Below are 19389 nucleotides of genomic sequence, written 5' to 3'. Positions count from 1 at the left end.
GGAGCGGAGACTAAGCCCGTTGCCCGCCTTGTCCAGTCGCGACGAGCCCCATTGATTGTGTGATTTTGCCGATGACGATCCCGGGCAGGTCAGCCGCGGCTTCAGCTGGAACCGCCGCCAGCAGGCCGCCAGCCGTTTGCGGGTCGTGGAGCAGGTCGGCCCGAGGGCCATTGGCCCCAGAAACCGGGGCCGCAGCGGCGTTTTGTGCATAGAGCGATGAGCGGATGCCTTGCACGGCAAGTGCCTCTGCCCCGGCTAGCACCGGCAAGGAAGAAAGGTCGATTTCAGCGCCGACGCCAGAGGCTTGGCAGATATTCTGCAGATGCCCTGCAAGGCCGAACCCAGTCACGTCGGTCATTGCATGGGCGTGGGGCGCCAGCGCTTTGGCGGCATCAGCCGACGAGGTCTGCATGGCACTCCAGCACGCCAGCACGTCTTCGCCGCGGGCCTTTGTCTGCATCTCAGCCGCGAGGAGGATTCCAGTGCCAAGCGGCTTCGTCAGGATCAATGCATCTCCGGGTTTGGCACCGGAGAGTGTGATCGGCGCGCGATCGAGAAGGCCTGTCACGGTGAACCCGATGGTCAGCTCCGTGCCTTCGGTGGAATGGCCGCCAATGATCTCGGCCCCGGCATCCGCGAACACGGCGCGAGCCGCGTCCGTCACCTCATCCAAGGCCTGTCGCTGCAGGCGCGCCGCAGCGCGCGGCAGGATCACTTGCGCCAGTGCCGCTTGCGGTTCTGCGCCCATCGCCCAGATGTCGCCAAGCGCGTGGATGGCGGCCACGCGGGCGACAAGCACCGGGTCGAGAGCGAAAGCGCGGAGGTGATCGTGGCTGAGGACTTGTCGCGTATCACCCATGGTCAGGACCGCAGCGTCATCGCCGGGTGCGCCCGCCAGAACCCCGTCCAACGCCAAAGCCCCCAGTTTCGCCCCGCACCCACCACACGGGGCCGGGCCCTCCATCTCGGACGCAACGCCCTTTGCTGCGCCTTTTGGCACGGGAGGCGTCGGCATATCAGGCAGATGTCGGAATTGGTCCATGAAGCGCTGGTCAATCTGGTTTTTCCAACGCCAAAGCGGGCGACCGGCGCGGGCGAACCCTGCTTTTTCGGCCACCGCCACCTTGTCACCCATGGAAATCAGCTTGAGGAAATCCTTTTGCGGGCGGAACGCCTTGCGCTGTGAGCCGGTCAGATCGGCACGCAGATTGTGGGTCAGGATCGGCGCCGCACGCACCGCGTAGACGCCAGCCTTGGGCCGCGGATCGTGGACGATATGGGCACAGTCGCCCGCCGCATAAATCGACGGATCAGCGGTGGAGCGGAGGTATTCGTCAACCTCAAGAAAGCCGTCGCGACACGGCAGACCGGTGTCCGCAATCCAGGCCTGCGGGGTCGCGCCAGCCGTCCCGATGGTCAGGTCGGAGGCGATGCGGCGGCCATCTTCAAGAACAACGCTGTCGGCCTCAACTAAGGCCGGGATCGCGCTCTCGATGACATCCACGCCATGTTCGATCAGCGCACCCATCAGCCGGGTGCGCGCCGCCGGTACGACACTGGACAGCACCGCGCCCCGGTCGATCACCGTCACCGACACCTCCCGATTGAGGCCGTTCATGCGGTGGACTGCGGCCATGGCGACTTCGCAACCGGCAACACCACCACCGAGAATTGCGATCCGGATCGGGCCATCCCCTTCGCAGCGCTCGGCCCAAATGTCGGCGAAGCGGCCAAGTGGTTTTGCTGGCACCCCGTGGTCGGCAAAGCCCGGCAAAACCGGCATTTCCGCCGTTATCCCAATGTCGAGCGACGCGATGTCGTAGGACAGGACCCGGCCCGAGCCGAGATGGATATGCCGCGCATTGGGGTCGAGTGATATTGCCCGATCCACGATCAAGCGCGCGCCCGCGAACCGGGCAAGGCGGACAAGGTCGATGTCCAACTCGTCCCGCGCGTAGTGCCCTGCGATATGGCCGGGAAGCATCCCGGAATAGGGGGCGGTCGCACCGGGATTGATGAGGGTTACGCGCACGCCCGGTACCGGCCTCATGCCCCATTTGCGCAGCACCAACGCATGGGTGTGGCCACCGCCGACAAAGACAAGGTCTTTTACGATGGGAACGGGTTGCTCCATCACTTGGCCTCCACTTGCGTTTCGCACCAGCCGGACAGGAACGGATCATCGGGGTAGCCAACGGCGGTCATGTAAAGGCCATCGGGCGGGGCAACGGGGCCGCAGGCGGCGCGGTCGCACGCCTCAAGGGCCGTGCGCATGTCGTCAGGGGCCCAGGATCCGGCGCCGACCCGTTCAAGCGAGCCAACGATGGAGCGGACTTGATTGTGCAGGAACGAGCGCGCTTTGAGGTGAAAGCGGATCTCGCGCCCGCCACCCAGGGCCGGGGCTTCTTCGACCTCAATCTTGTCGAGTGTTTTGACCGGCGATTGGGCCTGGCAATGGACTGCGCGGAAGGTGGTGAAGTCGTGCTTGCCGATCAGATGCTTCGCGCCCTCGGCCATCGCCGCCACGTCCAACTCACCCCGGACTTGCCAAACAAAGCCTGCGTCATGGACCACAGGCGCGCGGCGGCACACGAGCCTGTACGTGTAGCTGCGCGACAGAGCCGAGAAACGGGCGCTGAATTCCTCCGGCACTTCGGCGCAGGCGGTGACGGCGATGGGCGCGGGCTTGAGATGCCAATTGAGTGCTTCTGCAAGCCGGAACGGCTCCCACACCTTCTCAAGGTCAACAGACGCCACCTGCCCCGTTGCATGCACGCCCGCGTCGGTGCGGCCCGCAGTCGTCGTGCGCGGCTCAACCGATTGCAGCCTGGCCAGCGCCTCTTCCAGCGCTTGCTGCACGCTTGGCACATTGGCTTGGCGCTGCCAGCCCGCAAAGGGGCGGCCGTCATATTCGATGCGGAAGGCGTAGCGGGGCATGTTCACGGGGCTACCCCAGTTGATCTTCCCCGTCCATCGCCCCTCGAAACCTTTGATGCGAATGACTATCCTTGAGAGGTCACAAGCGCGAGAGGATGCCCCCTTGGTGATCGGAGCCATTGCAGACACCCTGGGCCGAGGGATCGAAACCGTGACCGACGGCGTGTCGGAGATGTTGTTCGAACCGGTGATCCGGCTTGGCGTTACCGGATTGGCGCGTTCGGGTAAGACGGTTTTCATCACGTCGTTGGTGGCAAACCTCATGGACCGAGGTCGGATGGCAGGGCTTGAAGCCGCCGCAGGTGGCCGGATCGAGGCCGCGTTCCTGCAACCCCAGCCTGATGACACGGTGCCAAGGTTTGAGTTTGAAAGCCATTTGGCCGCGATGACGGGAGCTGAGCCATTTTGGCCGGAAAGCACCCGCTCGGTCAGTGAGTTACGCCTGTCGCTTCGGGTGCGGCCCAAGGGATTGCTTTCGGGCTTTTCCGGGCCACGCACGGTTCATCTGGATATCGTAGACTATCCCGGCGAATGGCTTCTGGATCTGGCGCTGTTGGAGATGGACTTTGCCGGATGGTCGGTAGAGGCCTTGGCAAAGGCGCAGGCCCGGGAAGAGGGCGCCGCGTTCATCGCGCGGCTCGATGAGTTCGATGCAACGGCGAAGTTGGACGAAAGCGCGGCCAAGGCCCTAGCAGACGGATGGACCGAATATTTGAATGCAGCCCGGTTGTCCGGCTATTCTGATTGTACGCCGGGGCGTTTCCTGCTGCCCGGCGATCTGGAGGGCTCGCCCGCGCTGACCTTTGCGCCCTTGCCGCCGGGGGCCACGCCTCGGGGATCGCTGGCCCGTGAATTTCAGCGCCGGTTCGAGGCATACAAAGCCCAGGTCGTGAAGCCCTTCTTCCGAGCCCACTTTTCCCGGATCGACCGGCAGGTGGTGTTGGTGGACGCGCTTGGTGCGATCCACAACGGCCCGCGCGCGGTCGAGGATTTGCGGCAGGCCCTGAGCGGCATCCTCGCCAGCTTCCGTCCGGGGCGGAATACGTTCCTGACCTCGATCCTCGGCAAGCGCGTGGACAAGATCCTGTTTGCCGCAACGAAGGCGGACCATTTGCATCACGATCAGCACGGACGGTTGCAGGCGATCATGGTGGCGTTGGTCTCTGACGCGCGGCGGAAGGCTGATTTTTCAGGTGCCGACACGGGCGCCATGGCCATTGCCGCCTTGCGTGCAACCGTCGAGGAGACCCGCCGCGTGAATGGCACCGACCTGGGCGTGGTGCGTGGGACATTGCAGGAAGATGGCAGACAAGCGGCCTTGCATCCCGGCGATTTGCCATCCGATCCGCAAGTGCTCCTGGCACCGGCACGTGACGGTGCAGAGGCCTGGTTGGACGCGGAATTTGGCGTGATGAAGTTTGCACCCGCGCCGCTGTCGTTGAGGGCGGGCGAAGGGCCACCTCACATCCGGTTGGATAGGGCAGCAGAATTCCTGATCGGGGATAAATTGCGATGACAGAGCCATTTTCCAGTCTTCAAGTCGGGGGCCAGCCCCCAAACCCCCGAGGTATTTTTGAAACAAGGAAGCAGGGGGCGAGCAATGAGTGAGCGAAAAGGCCCCGTCCTGATCGAGTTGGAAGATGCGCCGGAGGCCGGGCCTGAACTGGCGGCACCTGTGCCCGATGTGGGAATGCCAGCACCGGAAGGCAAAGCCATGCAGGTCGTCGCGACGTTGGGCGCGCGCCGCCCTCTTGGCTCGCGCGGTTCTTCTGGTCGGCGCTGGTGGGCTGGGTCGGGTTCGTGGCGTCACTTGCGGCGTGGGACTTTGTGACCGGGTTGCTCGCCTCCAACCCGGTTTTGGGTTGGATTGCAGTCGGCCTGATCGGCGCGGTGGTATTCGCGCTTCTGCTCATCTGTCTGCGGGAACTGGCCGCGTTTTCGCGCCTCGGTCGGCTCGACAAGGTCCACCGCGCGGCGGAAGCGGCGTTGGCGTCGGGGGATGTGAAGGCCGCTCGAGACGTCGCGCGGCGAATTTCTTCTTTTATGCCGGTCGTGCGGAAGTTCGGTTGGGGCGTGAGGTTTTGGATCGCCAGAGGGACGAACTGTTCGACCCGGCAAGCCTTTTTGCCTTGGCCGAGGCCGAGGTGATGGCACCTCTGGACGCCATGGCCGAACGCGAGGTTGAGGCCGCGGCGCGTCAGGTGGCGACAGTAACGGCGCTGGTTCCGCTGGCCTTCGCGGATATCATCGCGGCTTTGACCGCTAATCTGCGGATGATCCGCAAGATCGCCGAGGTTTACGGCGGGCGGGCGGGCACTTTTGGCGCCTGGCGTTTGACTCGCGCGGTTTTGACCCATCTTGTTGCGACGGGTGCCGTTGCTATAGGCGACGATCTTCTGGGCTCTGCCGTTGGCGGCTCGGTCCTGTCGAAGCTGTCGCGCCGTTTTGGCGAAGGCTTGGTGAACGGCGCCCTGACCGCAAGGGTTGGCGTCGCCGCGATGGAAGTGTGCCGTCCGCTACCTTTCGGCACAGGGCGCAAGCCAAGTGTGACCGGCCTGATCAAACGGGCCCTGACGGGCCTGTTCAATGCACGGGAAGGGACAAGCGATGGAAACGCTCGCAGCTGATCTGAAGACGATGGTGCGCACCCCGCTGGAGGATGCGCATGTCGCGGCGATGCGAAAAGTGGGGGTCGAACGCCGCCTGAAGGCAGGCGAGATTCTGCACCGTGCAGGCGAATTGGTGACTGAATTCTGCTACCTTCTGGACGGCGAGATGGAGGCGGTCGACCCTTCGACCGGTGGGCGATACGGTGATGGCGCGACGCTTGGCCCGACGCAATTTGCAGGTGACATCGCATTCTTGCATGGCGGGGCCTACTCCATGGCTTTGCGTGCCGTTCAGGATACGACGCTTTTGTGCGTTGAACGGGAAACGATGCTCGACCTGATGGCGCGCGTCCCAGAGATGTCTGACATCATCATCACAGTGTTCGCGGCGCGCCGGCGGGGCCAGTTGGAGCGCGAAGCCTCGGCCCTGACGTTGATCGGGGCGGAGGCAGACCGCAATATTCGCCGGATTGCCGCCTTTGCCGGGCGGAACCGGATCCCCGTACGCTCCCTCACATTGGACGAAGCAGAGGCCGAAGCGGTGGCGCATGCATGCTCTATCGCGCCAAATGCGCCAGCCGTCATCTTCGGGAAGGGCGAGGTCATCGCGGACCCCACACCGCGCAAGATCGCCGCGCGCATGGGTCTGGACCTGAGCTTTGAAGAAGACGAGCTTCATGACGTGCTGATTGTGGGCGGTGGGCCCGCGGGCGTGGCCGCGGCGGTCTATGCTGGCTCCGAAGGGTTAAAGGCGCTCGTGGTCGAAGACCTGGCCGTTGGCGGGCAGGCCGGCACCTCAAGCCGGATCGAAAACTACATGGGCTTTCCCACCGGCATCTCCGGCGCCGATTTGTGCTGGCGCGGTGAGGTGCAGGCGATGAAGTTTGGCACCCGCTTTGCTGTCCCACGCCGGGCAGCCGCACTTATGCGCAAGGACGACGGCACCTTTCATATTACGCTGGATGACGGGGTGGAGACCTGCGCCCGCGCATTGGTCGTGGCCACAGGCGTCCAATACCGAAAACTGCCTATCGAACGGCTCGAAGACTTCGAAAGTGCGGGCATCTACTATGCAGCCACGGATGTAGAAGCACGGTTCTGCCGTAACACTGAGGTGGTGGTCATCGGCGGTGGCAACTCCGCCGGGCAAGCCGCGATGTTCCTCAGCCGCTCGGCGCAACATGTCCACGTCCTTGTGCGCGGCGACAGTCTTGCCGCGTCCATGTCGCGCTACCTGACGGACCGGCTGGAGGCGCATCCCCGCATCACGATCCATTATCGGACGCAGATGACCTGCTGCCATGGTGACACCGAATTGGATGCCATCACCATCCGTAACGCGGCTGACGGACAGGATTGGCAGATCAGGACGCGCGCCGTGTTTGTTATGGTAGGGGCCGCGCCAAATACGCAATGGCTCTCAGGCCTTGTCGATCTGAACGAGCAGGGATTTGTAAAGACCGGCGCAGATGTCGGACAATCGAGTGGTTACGCGACCTCCTGCCCCGGCATCTACGCGGTGGGCGATGTGCGCGCTGGCAGCGTGAAGCGCGTGGCGAGTGCGGTGGGCGAAGGATCCGTTGTGATCTCTCGGGTCTGGGAATATCTGAACGCGGACTAGCGGGCAGCGCCGCCCCGTGCCAGACAGTCGCAATGGCCCGCGACACCACAACTGACCGGCCCCTGTTGGGCATCTTGCTGATGTTTGGCTTCTGCGCCGTCATTCCGTTTGCGGATGCGCTGGCCAAGCTGTTGGGCGAAGACTTCCCCCTATTCCAGCTGATCGTTGTCCGGTTTGCCACCCAGGCCTTGCTGTTCACGCCTATGGCCATGATTGCTGGAGCGGTCTTGTTCCCCTCGGCCCGCGTCGTCGGTCTGACGGCCCTGCGCGCGGCCTTGCAGATCTCTGGCCTCTTGATGATGTTCTCGGCCCTTCGGTTGCTGCCGTTGGCGGATGCGGTGGCCATTGCCTTCGTGATGCCCTTCATCATGCTGTTGCTTGGGCGCTTCTTTCTGGATGAAGAGGTTGGGCCGCGCCGGTTGATTGCATGCGCCGTGGGGTTTGTCGGCACGCTGATGGTGGTGCAACCCAGCTTCGCGGCTGTGGGTTGGGGTGCGCTTCTGCCGGTTGGGGTCGCCTTTGTGTTCGCCTTTTTCATGCTGGTGACGCGCGCCATGGCGAAAGAGATCGACCCGCTGGCGCTGCAAGCCTCATCCGGCATACTTGCGCTGCCGTTCGTGGCCCCGCTCGTGTTCCTGACGGTATCGGGGGACGCACCTTTGGTTGGATGGATCTCACCTATCGGCAATGAAATCTGGCTTTTCGTGGCGTTGGGGATTGCTGGGTCCATCGGGCATTTGCTGATGACATGGTCCTTGCGCTTTGCGCCCTCGGCCACACTCGCCCCGATGCAGTACCTGGAGATCCCGATGGCCACACTGGTCGGTTTCGTGATGTTCCGAGACTTGCCCAATGGCCTGGCGGCCGCGGGAATCGCGGTGACGATTGCAGCTGGGCTTTATATTGTCTTTCGGGAACGGGCCGTCAGTCGGAGCGCGGCGTCAGGGACGCCATAGGCGGCACCAGATCACCGCAGACCAGCTTTGTCAGGATCGCCGGCACCGGGAATGTGCGGCTGAGTGGCGCCAGAACGCGGTCCCGCAGGACCGGCAAGGCGCGGCTATCGGATTGGTATTGCGGCGTGAACGAGGCCGACATCATCTGGTAAAGCCAGACATGCCAGCGCCGGGCCATGGCATAACGGCGCATGGCCTCCTCCCCGGACGTCTGCCGCAGAGACAGCTGCACGGCGCGCGCATCCAGGAGCGCCATGTTTGCGCCCTGCCCCAGCTGAGGCGAGGCACGGTGCGCGGCATCCCCAATATGGACCATGCCATCATCGTAGGGGCGTTTCAGGGTCCCATGGGTGTAGGTGGCGCGGGTAAAGTCGGCATGGCCTAGATCCTCGGGAAGGAAGGCTTTGAACTCAGGCCAAAGCGCCTCCGCCTCTGCCCGCCATGCGGCGAAGGGACGGCTGAAATGGGTGTCGATCGCATCCGCCTTGAGCGAATAGAAGATCGCGGCCAACCGCTTGCCAGCTGCCTCTCGCATCGTACCGACGGGCAGGACACCCAGCATACGATCTGCGCGGCGATAGCGTTGGGTCAGGCGATCTTCCGGGAAAGGTGCATCGATGGGCCAGGGAACGGTGGCCCAAACCGCGCCGTAAGGCAGCGCGCGTGACTTGAGTGGCGACAGGGTCGAGCCCGCACCAAGCGCGTCAACGATCAGATCAAACGGACCTTCAAGCCGGCCACCAACCGACACCTGCTGACCATCGCGCCCCGCGACGGGACTGCTCGCAACAATCGTGGCCCCTGCCGCTTGGGCCGCATCGTAGAGCGCCCCGAACAAGGCTGCCCGGTGAATGCCGAGCCCCTTGCGATCTGCGGATTTCCCGTAGGCCACCGACAAAACGGTACGATTGCGCGCAACTTCATCGCCAAACATCGTGGCAATTGGCGTGCCCCGTACCATTGCCTCAGGCGCGGCACCGCAGGCCCGCAAAACGTCCATGCCAACGGGCTGGATCACCAGGCCGGAGCCGACCGGTCGTGGCGCATCGAACCGGTCGAAAACGGTGACCTTGTGACCATCAGCGGCCAGAAGGGCGGCGGCGGCCAGGCCACCGATGCCCGCCCCGGCAATTGCAATCTCTTGTTTCATGGCACCGACGATAGCTGCCCCTGCGGCCGCGACCATGCGGCAGGATGTGGCGGATTTCCGGACTTGCGGGAAGGCATGTACGGCGCCACGCTGACAGCATTCAATAAAGGACCCCTTCTGATGACTTTTTCCGATCTTTCAGGCAGCGCCAAAGGTGCCGCCGTCCTTGCGATTCTGAGCCTTGTGATCAGCGTCAATTTCAGCTCCACCTCCAACCTCAACGGCGTGGTAAGCTGCAGCTACTTCGATGTCGCCAAACTGGGCTTGGGCGCGCTGGCCGTTCTCATTGGGTTGGGCGGCGTCATGAGCGCGCGCAACGACCAATCCTCGGCACGCACCATGAACATGGTGGTTCCCGGGATCGCAGCGCTTGTGGGCGTCTTCAGCGTCTTGGTGGGTCTTGGCCTTGTCGGGGGGCCTTGCTGAAAACAATCGGCGCTGTTGTCTACAACCGGTCTGCGCGTCTATCGTTCGCGCAGGCCCCGTCGGGAAGGTCTTTGGACGGTCAGCCTTTTTTTGATCGCAACGAGATTTTTACCGGAGACAGCCAATGCGCCGTTTATGTGTCGCTCTTGCCCTTTTGATACCCGGAGCCGCCGCAGCACAGCAGACTGACTGCACCGGCCAGCCCATTCCAATTCAGGGCACCTATACCTACAACAGCGGCACAGCAGAGATCACTTACGATTCCGATGTCGCAGCCGAATGCCCATCAACCTTTTATCTTTCGGTCAACAGCGGTCCGTTAGTGGGATTGGAAGTTCGCTATGGCGCGCTCGGCGATTTGAGCCATGGCATCGTCGTATCAACAAACGCCTTTACGGCGGTGCACCTTGATATTGCCCCAAGGTTCGATGCCGACGACCTCTATCTGGGTGGCATTCGGACCTACGACACCTTCAGTCTTGTGGCGGAGCTGGCGAGCCTGGAATTTGATATTTCCGAACACGGGATCGGATACTTCACGTTGCAGGACGGAGTCGCACCGCGCTGCATTTGTCAGGACGTCGCGTCAGAAATCGAGAGTTCACAACAGTGGATTTCGATCTATTCCGATGAAGACGCCATTGAGGCTGCTTAGGCATATAATCTGATGGCAAACGAGAACGACTTCTACGTGCACGGCGACAATATCATCTACACGTCAAGGCCGGCGCGAGAGGTCTAAGGATATCCGAACCTTACGTACGATGATCTGCTCGATGGCATTTACCGTGGAACGCTCCGGTTTGAGCGAAATGGTGATACCTATGAAATCGTTGTACTGGCGCCACCGACGCAAACCGAACCACCTAATCCCGTTGAGGGAGAAGACCCGCAATCACCCGGCGCGTTGACCAATGCTGATACCGATGGTGATGGATTAACCGACGATGCGGCAGGGGCGACCTCCTTCTGGAATTGTAGCCTTGTAATGCCCGAAGCATCCGCCGCAACCGCGCAGTGTCGGACGGGGATCGCGTTGCAGGCCACGCATGCTCACGAGAATACCCATGTTCGCCAATGCTTTGCCGCCAGCTTTCGGACACCAGACGGTGCCGCCACAGTTCCGGGCACATTGCGCGGCCTGTTCGTGGTTGACGGAGAGCCCGACGAGCTTGGGGCGGAAAACCTCCGAGACCCCGATGCGCCGCTTGCCATAAACTGCTCCCGATTGCCGAATGGCATCACGGGAAGTTGGCCTGGGCATTTCCCGCATAATTTTCCAACATCGGCGACACAAAGCACCTCTATCGGGCACCTCCGCAGCATCGATCCAAGAACGCTTTCGCGATGGGAAGTCGAAGCCTATTCAACTGACATCGCCGTCAGTGTTGCATTTCGTGACACCGATTGCGGCGGCGAGGCCGGTCGTGGTGATCCGGCAGACGATGGCCTTTTCTTCGCGGAAGACACTGTCGATCCAGAAACTGGCCTTCCCATCGAGAACCCTGACGCGACCAAGTGAACGCGCACCCGATGCTGGTTTACCTTTGTCGCGGCACGGGCTATCCGATGCGGCATGGCCCGCTCGATGATGACAGTCATTCGAATTAGCAGCCCGGCGCTCTGATCCTTCAGGCCGCCGGGAGTCTTTGCGTGAGATACACGCCGTTGGCGCGATCGTGCTTGAGCATTCGCACGGCCCTGCTACACCGCATTCAAACATTCGATGATGAGGAGCGCCCGAAATGTGCGCCGAAACCACATCCGTGGATTACAAAGATACGCTGAACCTGCCCAAGACCGATTTCCCCATGCGCGCGGGCCTGCCCAAGCGCGAGCCTGAATGGCTGGCGCGGTGGGAGAAGATCGGCATCTACGAACGACTGCGTGAGAAAGAAGGCCGACCGCCTTTCACGCTGCACGATGGCCCGCCCTATGCGAACGGGCACCTCCATATCGGTCACGCATTGAACAAGACCATCAAGGACATCATCGTGCGGTCCCACCAGATGATGGGCCATGACAGCCGCTATATCCCCGGCTGGGATTGCCACGGTCTGCCCATCGAATGGAAGATCGAGGAACAGTACCGCAAGAAGGGCCGCAACAAGGACGATGTGGATATCTTCGAGTTCCGGCAGGAATGCCGGGAGTTTGCGGACCATTGGGTCGGGGTGCAGCGCGACGAGTTCAAGCGCTTGGGCATCACCGGCACGTGGGAAAAGCCGTACCTCACCATGGATTTCCACGCCGAGCGCGTGATCGCGGAGGAATTCCAGAAGTTCCTGATGAACGGGACGTTGTACCACGGCTCTCAGCCGATGATGTGGTCGCCGATCGAACAGACGGTCCTGGCCGAGGCCGAGATCGAATACCACGACAAGGACAGCTTCACGATCTGGGTGAAGTTTGAAGCCCATGGCGGGGCCGATGACCTAGACGGCGCTTTCGTGGTGATCTGGACCACAACGCCGTGGACGATCCCGTCGAACAAGGCCGTCGCGTTTGGGAAAGACATTGCCTATGGCCTTTATGAGGTCACCGGCACGCCGGAGGAATCCTGGGCCAAGGTGGGCGACAAATACATCCTCGCCGATACCCGCGCGGCGGACGTCATGGCCCGTGCGCGGTTGGAAGACGGCATGTGGGCCCGTGTGCGAGATGTAACGCCGGAGGACCTAGAGGTTCTTCGCTTGTCGCACCCCCTCGCAAAAGCCGAGGGCGCGAACGGCGAATGGGATGACCCGCGCGATTTCCGCCATGGTGATTTCGTCTCAGACGAAGAGGGCACGGGCTTCGTGCATTGCGCACCGTCCCACGGGATGGAGGAGTATGAGCTCTACCGCGAATTGGGCATGTTGGAGCAGGTGTTGACCTACAACGTGCTCGACGACGGCTCATTCCGGCCCGACTTGCCGTTCTTTGGCGGCAAATACATCCTGAGCCGCAAGGGCGGTGAGGGGGACGCAAACAAGGCTGTCATCGACAAGCTTGTCGAAGTTGGTGGGTTGCTGGCGCGGGGCAAGATCACACACTCCTACCCGCATTCCTGGCGCTCGAAGGCGCCGATCATCTACCGCAACACCATGCAGTGGTTTGCGGCCATCGACAAACCGGTGGGCGATGGTCTGGATCAGCACGGCAAAACCATTCGCGAACGGGCGCTGACCGAGATCGACAACGTCAAATGGACGCCAAAATCGGGGCGCAATCGGCTGTTCTCCATGATGGAGGCGCGGCCTGACTGGGTGTTGGGACGCCAGCGCGCCTGGGGCGTACCGCTGACCTGCTTCATCAAGAAGGGCGCGCTGCCGACGGATCCCGACTACCTGCTACGCAACGAGGCCGTGAACGCTCGCATTCTTGAAGCGTTTGAGGCCGAGGGCGCCGACGCCTGGTACAAACCCGGCGCGAAGGAGCAATTCCTGGGCAATGATGCGGACCCCGACGCCTACGATCAGGTCTTTGAAGTGCTGGATGTTTGGTTTGATTCAGGCTCAACCCACGCCTTCGTGCTGCGCGATCGTGAGGACGGGACCGAGGATGGCATCGCTGACGTCTACATGGAAGGCACCGACCAGCACCGCGGGTGGTTCCATTCCTCGCTTCTGCAATCGGTCGGCACCATGGGTCGCGCGCCCTATCGCAACGTGGTGACGCACGGCTTCACGCTGGATGAGAAGGGCATGAAGATGTCCAAATCCATCGGAAATACCATCGTGCCCGAGGAGGTCGTGAAGCAGTACGGCGCAGACATCCTGCGGCTGTGGGTGGCCCAGACGGATTACACCGCCGACCAGCGGATCGGGCCGGAGATCCTGAAAGGCACGGCAGACAGCTATCGCCGGTTGCGCAACACAATGCGCTTCATGTTGGGCTCGCTCAGTGATTTCAGCGATGCCGACCGGGTCGAGCCGGAAGACATGCCCGAGATGGAACGCTGGGTCCTTCATCGTCTCGCTGAGCTGGATCAGGTCGTGCGCGACGGCTACCGCGCATTCGACTTTCAGGGTGTGTTCCAAGCGGTCTTTACCTTTGCGACAACCGATCTGTCGGCCTTCTATTTCGACATCCGCAAGGACGCGCTTTATTGCGATGGCGACACGGCGCGCAGGCGGGCGGCCCGGACAGTTTTGGACATCCTGTTCCATCGGCTGACCACCTGGCTTGCGCCGATCCTTGTCTTCACGATGGAGGAAGTCTGGCTGGAACGCTTCCCGGGGAGGCCTCGTCAGTGCATCTGGTCGACATCCCCGAGACGCCTGCATCTTGGCGGGATGACGCCTTGGCGGCGAAATGGGCCAAGGTCCGGTCCGCGCGGCGCGTTGTGACGGCAGCGTTGGAAGTGCAGCGTCGTGAAAAGGTGATCGGCGCATCCCTTGAAGCCGCGCCGGTGGTCCATGTGGACGACCTCGACACACTGGAGGCCCTGAAATCGGTGGCGTTCGAGGATATGGCGATCACGTCTGATATCACGTTGACCGCCGACCCGGCCCCGGCGGAAGCCTTCCGTATAACGGAGATCGAAGGTGTGGCAGCCGTCTTTGAAAAGGCCGAAGGCGAGAAGTGCCAGCGCTGCTGGAAAATCCTGCCCGATGTCGGCACGCATTCCCATGAAGGCGTGTGCGGTCGTTGTGATGAGGCGCTTTCAGCCTGATTGGCCTGCCATTTGATTGAAAAACCGCGCCCCACCTTCGGGCGCGGTTTTGTTTGGTGGAGTCGGGTTTTGCATATTTTTGGAACAAAGATGGGCAGGGTGCGCCTCCGCACAGGGCCTTGCGCCTTGGGTTTCTGATCGGCGCCACCTAAGTTGCGATCTACCGCACATGCAGGAGGCCCGGAAATGGCGCGACAGGAAGAATATACCCCCGAAGGTCTGGACCTGGGACAAGGAGAATGGGGGCGAATGGGCCTCTCTCAACCGGCCCATTGCCGGCGCGACCCATGATAAGGCACTGCCGGTGGGCGACCATCCATTTCAGCTCTACTCGCTCGGCACGCCCAATGGCGTGAAGGTCACGGTGCTGTTCGAGGAATTGCTGGAGGCGGGCTACTCGGACGCCGAATATGATGCCTGGCTGATCCGCATCGGCGATGGCGACCAGTTCGGCAGCGGGTTTGTCGACGTGAACCCCAATTCCAAGATTCCGGCCTTGGTGGACCGCAGCGGGCCGGAACCCGTGCGTGTGTTTGAGTCCGTCGCGATCATGATGCATCTGGCGGAAAAGTTTGGAGCGTTCATGGGGCCCGACAAGGCGCGGCCAGAGCTTCTGTCATGGCTGATGTGGCAGATGGGCAGCGCGCCGTTTCTGGGCGGTGGCTTTGGTCATTTCTATGCCTATGCCCCCTACCCCATGGAATACCCGATCAACCGCTACGCCATGGAAAGCAAGCGGCAGATGGATGTGCTCGACAAACATCTGGCCGAGAATGAGTGGATGGCGGGCGGCGAATACACCATCGCCGATATGGCGATCTGGCCGTGGTACGGGCGCATGGTGACGGAAGGCGGCTACAACGCGAGTGAGTTCCTCTCAGTCCATGAATACACGCATCTGACGCGGTGGGCCGAAGCGATCCTGGCGCGGCCCGGCGTGCAGCGGGGCCGGATGGTGAACCGCACCAGTGGCGAGCCCCATGAGCAGTTGTGGGAGCGGCACTCGGCCGAGGATTTCGCAACCAAGACGCAGGACAAGATTGGCGGATGACGCGCTGATCGCCGAGGCTCTGCTGCGATTGGCGGCGGAGCGGGCGGGCAAGACGTTCTGCCCGTCTGAGGAGGCGCGGGCCGTGGCCGATGACTGGCGGCCCCTTATGCTCGACGTGCGGCGCGTTGCGGCTGATCTGGGGCTGCGTGCAACGCAGCGGGGCGTTGTTGTCGACCCGTTGACAGCCCGCGGACCGATCCGGTTGTCGCAAGATCCGGGTTGAGATCTCTCGCCGGGCCAGACAGGTTTGGCCGATGGATCAGAACCGCATCAGCATCGAAACCCCGGTCGGGCCAGTCTACCTTGAGGAGGGAAATGGCGCCATCGTGCGTGCCGGTTGGCACAAGGTCGACGCACCCGGAAACAGCGACTTGCTGAAAGAGGCCGCAGCCGAATTGGCCGCCTATTTCAGCGGAAGGCTGACCAAGTTCACGGTTCCGATCCGGCACGGTCGCATGGACGCGACCGGGCGCGTTCTGGATGCGATGCGTGCGATTCCACTAGGGGAAACGCGCAGCTACGGCGATGTCGCGCAAGAGGTCGGATTGCCCGCACTGGCGGTGGGCCAGGCTTGCGGGGCGAACCGTATACCGATCCTGATCCCGTGCCACCGAATTCTTGGCGCGAACGGGTTAGGTGGGTTTTCGGCCCCCGGGGGTGTGGAAACAAAAGTTTGGCTTTTGCGACATGAAGGGGCGGCAGGGCTGCTTATTTGACGCAGAACGTACACAAAGCCAATTAATCCCCAGCTTATCCACAGCAGCTATTCGGAGCTGCCCGGCCAAGTTACCTGCGCGTCACCTGCAAGCATGGCGCCCTTGGCACGGTCAAACCTGAGGTAGGCAATGCCCATCCCGCCCGCTTGCGTGTAGAGGGTTCCGGCAGGCTTTCCATCGGACACAATCTCGGTCCCGACGGGCGCAGCGCCGTCAACCTTTACCGTGACGAAACCTTTTTTGAGCTCGGTCTTGTGCTTCATGCGTGCGGTGACTTCCTGCCCAACGTAACACCCCTTTCGGTGGTCCACGCCTGACAGTCGGTCAAAGTCAGCCTCCAGAATATAGGTCTCGTTCGGGACCAGCTCGACACCCGTTTCGGGCACGCAAGCCGCGACGCGCAGCACGTCCCAGTCGATGGTCGGCTCGCCACCTTCCTCGCCGTAGGCGCGCCACCCAAGAGATGCATCGCGCGGGTCAAGATAAGCGCCATCGGGCGCGTCACCGAGGCCGCGGGTCACGGCCAGCCCGGCCTCTTCAATCACCACATCCGCGCGTAGACGGTACATGGACAGCCGCTGTGCCAAGCCGGGGGCGCATGCGGTCTTGACGTCCAGCAGCACACCGTCCCCGCGATCTAACAAGAAGAAGTCGGCGAGGTACTTTCCCTGCGGCGTCAGCAGTGCCGAATAGGTCAGCCCATCGCCGGCATCACGCGTCACCAAACCCTTCAGAAAGCTATGCGCATCCGACCCGCCGATCCGCAGAACCGTCCGGTCCTCTGCCCGTTCTCCGATCATCTGTTCATCCCCCGTGATCTTTCGCATCACAGCTAATCATGCGCAGGACCGCGCGCAACATTGACCGGCTATGGGGGCCGCTATACCTCTTCCAGGAGTGCACGCCATCCCCCCGGAGAAACCGCAATGTCCCTGTCCCACGGTCGCCATTATCTTGCCATCCCCGGACCTTCGGTCATGCCCGACCGGGTTCTGCAAGCGATGCACCGGCCAGCGCCGAACATTTACCGCGGCGCATTGGTAGAGATGGTGGAAACGATCGTGCCGGACCTGAAGGCCGTCGCAGACACGTCGCACAACGTGGCGATGTATATCTGCAATGGCCACGGCGCGTGGGAGGCGGCCCTGGTCAATACACTGTCGCGCGGGGACAAGGTGCTGGTCCTGGCGACGGGGCGGTTCGGCATCGGATGGGGAGAGATGGCCCGGGACCTGGGCGCTGAGTGCGAAGTCCTTGATTTCGGAATGAGTTCCGACATCGACATGGACCGCGTGGCCGAGGCGCTGGCCGCTGACGCGGACCACAAGATCAAGGCCGTTCTTGCCGTGCAGGTCGATACTGCAACCTCGGTGAAGAACAACATCCTCGGCTTGCGGAATGTGCTGGACGCAGCAGACCACCCAGCGTTGCTTTTCTCGGACAATATCGCGTGCCTCGGCTGCGACGAATTCCATATGGACGCATGGGGCGTCGATGTCATGGTCACAGGCAGCCAGAAGGGCCTTATGACGCCGCCGGGTATGGCCTTCGTCTACTTCAACGACAAGGCAGACAAGGCGCGGGATCGCGCGAACATGGTCACGCCCTACTGGGATTGGCGCCCACGGATCGATCCGGACTATTTCTATCGCTACTTCTGCGGCACGGCACCGACCCACCACTTGTACGGCCTGCGCACAGCACTCGACATGATCATCCATGAAGAGGGACTGACACAGGTCTGGCGTAGACACGGCGTGTTGGCGGAAGCGATTTGGTCCGCCCTGGACATCTGGGGCCAGGCGGGCCCCGTGCGCGCCAACATCACCGAACGGGACAAACGCAGTCATGCCGTGACGCTCGTGAACTTTGGCTCGGGCAACGGGTTACGCCTGCGCGAGTGGATGGAGGCGAACTATGGCGTGACGCTGGGTGTTCCCCTGGATGGGTTGGACGCGCCGGACGACTACCTTCGCATCGGGCATATGGGCCATGTAAATGGCCATATGGTTCTGGGCGTGCTGGCCGGGTTGCAGGCGGGCATGTCGGCCCTGCAGATCCCCCATGGAGCAACCGGGCTGGAAGCGGCAATGAAGGTGATTGCCGAAGCCGCCTAACGGGCGCGCTCCAACGCGATTGGCAAGGCGTTCGCGAAAGCGTCCAGCGCGTCATCAGGCGCGCAGGAGACGCGGATGCAACGGTCTTGCGGGGCGGTGAACGGCATTCTGACAAAAATGCCCTGCGCGACGAGAGCGGCCAAGACAGCGCGGGCGAAATCGCCATTACCACCACAGTCAATTGTCACGAAATTGGTCGCCGACGGCAGCGGCGTCAGACCGTTACTGTGGGCGATGGCTGAGATACGGTCTCGGGCTGCAGCAATGCGCGCAACGGTATCCTCCAGATAGGCCTGATCGTCCAACGCGGCCAAGGCGGCAGCCTGCGCGACCCGGCCCATCCCGAAATGGTTGCGGATCTTGCCGAAGGCGGTGATGAAATCGGACTGGGCCAGTGCATAGCCCACCCGCATCCCCGCAAGGCCGTAAGCTTTGGAGAAGGTGCGAAACCGGATCACCCGTGGATGTGTCATGTCGAGCGGCAGAATGGCGTCAGCCGGGGCGGTGTCTGCATAGGCCTCATCCAAAGCCAGAACACACCCTCGGGCAGCGCGTCAATCATGCGTTGAACCTTAGCCGCACTGTGCCAGCTTCCCATCGGATTGTCGGGGTTGGCGAAGTAGATCAGCTTTGCACCGACTTCTCGCGCCTTGGCAACCAGCGCCTCTGGGTCTTCATGATCATCGGCGTAGGGCACCTTGTGGAGCGTCCCGCCGAAACCCGCAACATGGTAGTTGAAGGTTGGATAGGCCCCGTCGGATGTCACAACCGCATCGCCCTGCCCAACGAGCAAGCGCACCAGATAACCAAGCAGGCCGTCAATCCCCTCGCCCACAAGGATATCGACAGGTGCAACACCGTGATGCGCGGCCAGGGCTGCACGCAAATCATGAACCTCAGGGTCGCCATACATCCACGCGCCGCTTGCCGCGTCTGCCATGGCCGAAATTGCCCGCGGGCTGGGGCCAAAGACACTCTCATTCGCACCCAGCCGTGCTGCAAAGGCTGCGCCACGCGCGCGCTCCTGTGTTTCCGGGCCAACGAACGGCACTGTGGACGGCAGGGATTGGACGAGCGGGGTGTAGCGAGGATTGGACATAGGTCCTCGTTTGCCGATTTTTCCCCGCCCGACAAGGGGGCGCTGGCCCC

The 19389-nt window shown here is 62.3% G+C and carries 14 protein-coding genes and 3 pseudogenes; 12 read left to right on the top strand and 5 right to left on the bottom strand.

Annotated features, from left to right (window positions below; all coding sequences use genetic code 11):
• Positions 1 to 10 precede the first annotated feature (10 nt).
• Positions 11 to 2134, bottom strand: coding sequence for a selenide, water dikinase SelD (selD, locus tag ACZ1HK_RS19010; protein ID WP_472630010.1), 2124 nt, complete (start codon positions 2132 to 2134; stop codon positions 11 to 13).
• A complete protein-coding gene (gene truA / locus ACZ1HK_RS19005) occupies positions 2134 to 2937 on the bottom strand; it encodes a tRNA pseudouridine(38-40) synthase TruA (RefSeq protein WP_472630009.1) in 804 nt (267 codons plus the stop codon). The genes selD and truA overlap by 1 nt, the downstream gene beginning before the upstream one ends.
• A 103-nt stretch (positions 2938 to 3040) precedes the next feature.
• Here truA and ACZ1HK_RS19000 point away from each other — a divergent pair, with 103 nt between their 5' ends.
• The 4 genes and pseudogenes from ACZ1HK_RS19000 (at position 3041) to ACZ1HK_RS18985 (ending at position 8123) form a co-directional block, all read left to right on the top strand.
• Positions 3041 to 4453: a YcjX family GTP-binding protein gene (locus ACZ1HK_RS19000; RefSeq protein ID WP_472630008.1), complete on the top strand. Its 1413-nt coding sequence runs from the start codon at positions 3041 to 3043 to the stop codon at positions 4451 to 4453.
• Between the two features lie 84 nt (positions 4454 to 4537).
• A pseudogene (locus tag ACZ1HK_RS18995) lies at positions 4538 to 5564 on the top strand (YcjF family protein).
• Positions 5545 to 7167, top strand: a complete 1623-nt coding sequence (locus ACZ1HK_RS18990) for an FAD-dependent oxidoreductase (RefSeq protein WP_472630007.1) — start codon at positions 5545 to 5547, stop codon at positions 7165 to 7167. Before ACZ1HK_RS18995 ends, ACZ1HK_RS18990 begins: the two are co-directional and overlap by 20 nt.
• 32 nt (positions 7168 to 7199) lie before the next feature.
• Positions 7200 to 8123, top strand: a complete 924-nt coding sequence (locus ACZ1HK_RS18985; protein ID WP_472630006.1) for a DMT family transporter — start codon at positions 7200 to 7202, stop codon at positions 8121 to 8123.
• On the opposite strand, the gene ACZ1HK_RS18980 is transcribed toward ACZ1HK_RS18985, so the two are convergent.
• Entirely contained in the window at positions 8092 to 9273 is a 1182-nt protein-coding gene (locus ACZ1HK_RS18980; protein ID WP_472630005.1) for an FAD-dependent oxidoreductase, read from the bottom strand. The genes ACZ1HK_RS18985 and ACZ1HK_RS18980 overlap by 32 nt on opposite strands.
• A gap of 120 nt (positions 9274 to 9393) precedes the next feature.
• Here ACZ1HK_RS18980 and ACZ1HK_RS18975 point away from each other — a divergent pair, with 120 nt between their 5' ends.
• From ACZ1HK_RS18975 to ACZ1HK_RS18945, 7 genes and pseudogenes are all read left to right on the top strand, one after another.
• Positions 9394 to 9699 carry a hypothetical protein gene (locus ACZ1HK_RS18975; RefSeq protein ID WP_472630004.1) on the top strand — a complete coding sequence of 102 codons (306 nt, stop codon included), beginning with the start codon at positions 9394 to 9396 and terminating at the stop codon, positions 9697 to 9699.
• A gap of 124 nt (positions 9700 to 9823) precedes the next feature.
• A complete protein-coding gene (locus ACZ1HK_RS18970; RefSeq protein WP_472630003.1) occupies positions 9824 to 10354 on the top strand; it encodes a hypothetical protein in 531 nt (176 codons plus the stop codon).
• Positions 10355 to 10606: 252 nt separating this feature from the next.
• A complete protein-coding gene (locus ACZ1HK_RS18965; RefSeq protein ID WP_472630002.1) occupies positions 10607 to 11221 on the top strand; it encodes a hypothetical protein in 615 nt (204 codons plus the stop codon).
• Positions 11222 to 11444: 223 nt separating this feature from the next.
• Positions 11445 to 14356 (top strand): annotated as a pseudogene (gene ileS, locus ACZ1HK_RS18960) (isoleucine--tRNA ligase).
• Positions 14357 to 14525: 169 nt separating this feature from the next.
• Complete coding sequence (yghU, locus tag ACZ1HK_RS18955; protein WP_472630001.1) at positions 14526 to 15407, top strand: glutathione-dependent disulfide-bond oxidoreductase; 882 nt, start codon at positions 14526 to 14528, stop codon at positions 15405 to 15407.
• Complete coding sequence (locus ACZ1HK_RS18950; protein ID WP_472630000.1) at positions 15397 to 15630, top strand: DUF3253 domain-containing protein; 234 nt, start codon at positions 15397 to 15399, stop codon at positions 15628 to 15630. Before yghU ends, ACZ1HK_RS18950 begins: the two co-directional genes overlap by 11 nt.
• A gap of 31 nt (positions 15631 to 15661) precedes the next feature.
• Entirely contained in the window at positions 15662 to 16123 is a 462-nt protein-coding gene (locus ACZ1HK_RS18945; protein ID WP_472629999.1) for a methylated-DNA--[protein]-cysteine S-methyltransferase, read from the top strand.
• Positions 16124 to 16170: 47 nt separating this feature from the next.
• Here ACZ1HK_RS18945 and ygfZ read toward each other — a convergent pair whose 3' ends face one another.
• On the bottom strand, positions 16171 to 16950 hold the full coding sequence (gene ygfZ / locus ACZ1HK_RS18940; protein ID WP_472629998.1) for a CAF17-like 4Fe-4S cluster assembly/insertion protein YgfZ: 780 nt from the start codon (positions 16948 to 16950) through the stop codon (positions 16171 to 16173).
• A gap of 99 nt (positions 16951 to 17049) precedes the next feature.
• On the opposite strand from ygfZ, the gene ACZ1HK_RS18935 reads away from it, so the two are divergent.
• Entirely contained in the window at positions 17050 to 18240 is a 1191-nt protein-coding gene (locus tag ACZ1HK_RS18935) for a pyridoxal-phosphate-dependent aminotransferase family protein (RefSeq protein ID WP_472629997.1), read from the top strand.
• Here ACZ1HK_RS18935 and ACZ1HK_RS18930 read toward each other — a convergent pair.
• Positions 18237 to 19339 (bottom strand): annotated as a pseudogene (locus tag ACZ1HK_RS18930) (pyridoxal phosphate-dependent aminotransferase). The gene ACZ1HK_RS18935 and the pseudogene ACZ1HK_RS18930 sit on opposite strands and share 4 nt — an antisense overlap.
• Between the last annotated feature and the right edge of the window lie 50 nt (positions 19340 to 19389).

Source organism: Gymnodinialimonas sp. JB5-7 (assembly GCF_055693405.1).
Note: the sequence above shows the minus strand (reverse complement) of the source record. Positions and strands in the feature narration are given on the sequence as shown.

Coding starts and splice junctions, on each gene's coding strand:
- selD (WP_472630010.1), bottom strand. CDS start 2,134: ATGGAGCAACCCGTTCCCATCGTAAAAGACCTTGTCTTTGTCGGCGGT.
- truA (WP_472630009.1), bottom strand. CDS start 2,937: ATGCCCCGCTACGCCTTCCGCATCGAATATGACGGCCGCCCCTTTGCG.
- ACZ1HK_RS18990 (WP_472630007.1), top strand. CDS start 5,545: ATGGAAACGCTCGCAGCTGATCTGAAGACGATGGTGCGCACCCCGCTG.
- ACZ1HK_RS18985 (WP_472630006.1), top strand. CDS start 7,200: ATGGCCCGCGACACCACAACTGACCGGCCCCTGTTGGGCATCTTGCTG.
- ACZ1HK_RS18980 (WP_472630005.1), bottom strand. CDS start 9,273: ATGAAACAAGAGATTGCAATTGCCGGGGCGGGCATCGGTGGCCTGGCC.
- ACZ1HK_RS18975 (WP_472630004.1), top strand. CDS start 9,394: ATGACTTTTTCCGATCTTTCAGGCAGCGCCAAAGGTGCCGCCGTCCTT.
- ACZ1HK_RS18970 (WP_472630003.1), top strand. CDS start 9,824: ATGCGCCGTTTATGTGTCGCTCTTGCCCTTTTGATACCCGGAGCCGCC.
- yghU (WP_472630001.1), top strand. CDS start 14,526: ATGCAGGAGGCCCGGAAATGGCGCGACAGGAAGAATATACCCCCGAAG.
- ACZ1HK_RS18945 (WP_472629999.1), top strand. CDS start 15,662: ATGGATCAGAACCGCATCAGCATCGAAACCCCGGTCGGGCCAGTCTAC.
- ygfZ (WP_472629998.1), bottom strand. CDS start 16,950: ATGCGAAAGATCACGGGGGATGAACAGATGATCGGAGAACGGGCAGAG.
- ACZ1HK_RS18935 (WP_472629997.1), top strand. CDS start 17,050: ATGTCCCTGTCCCACGGTCGCCATTATCTTGCCATCCCCGGACCTTCG.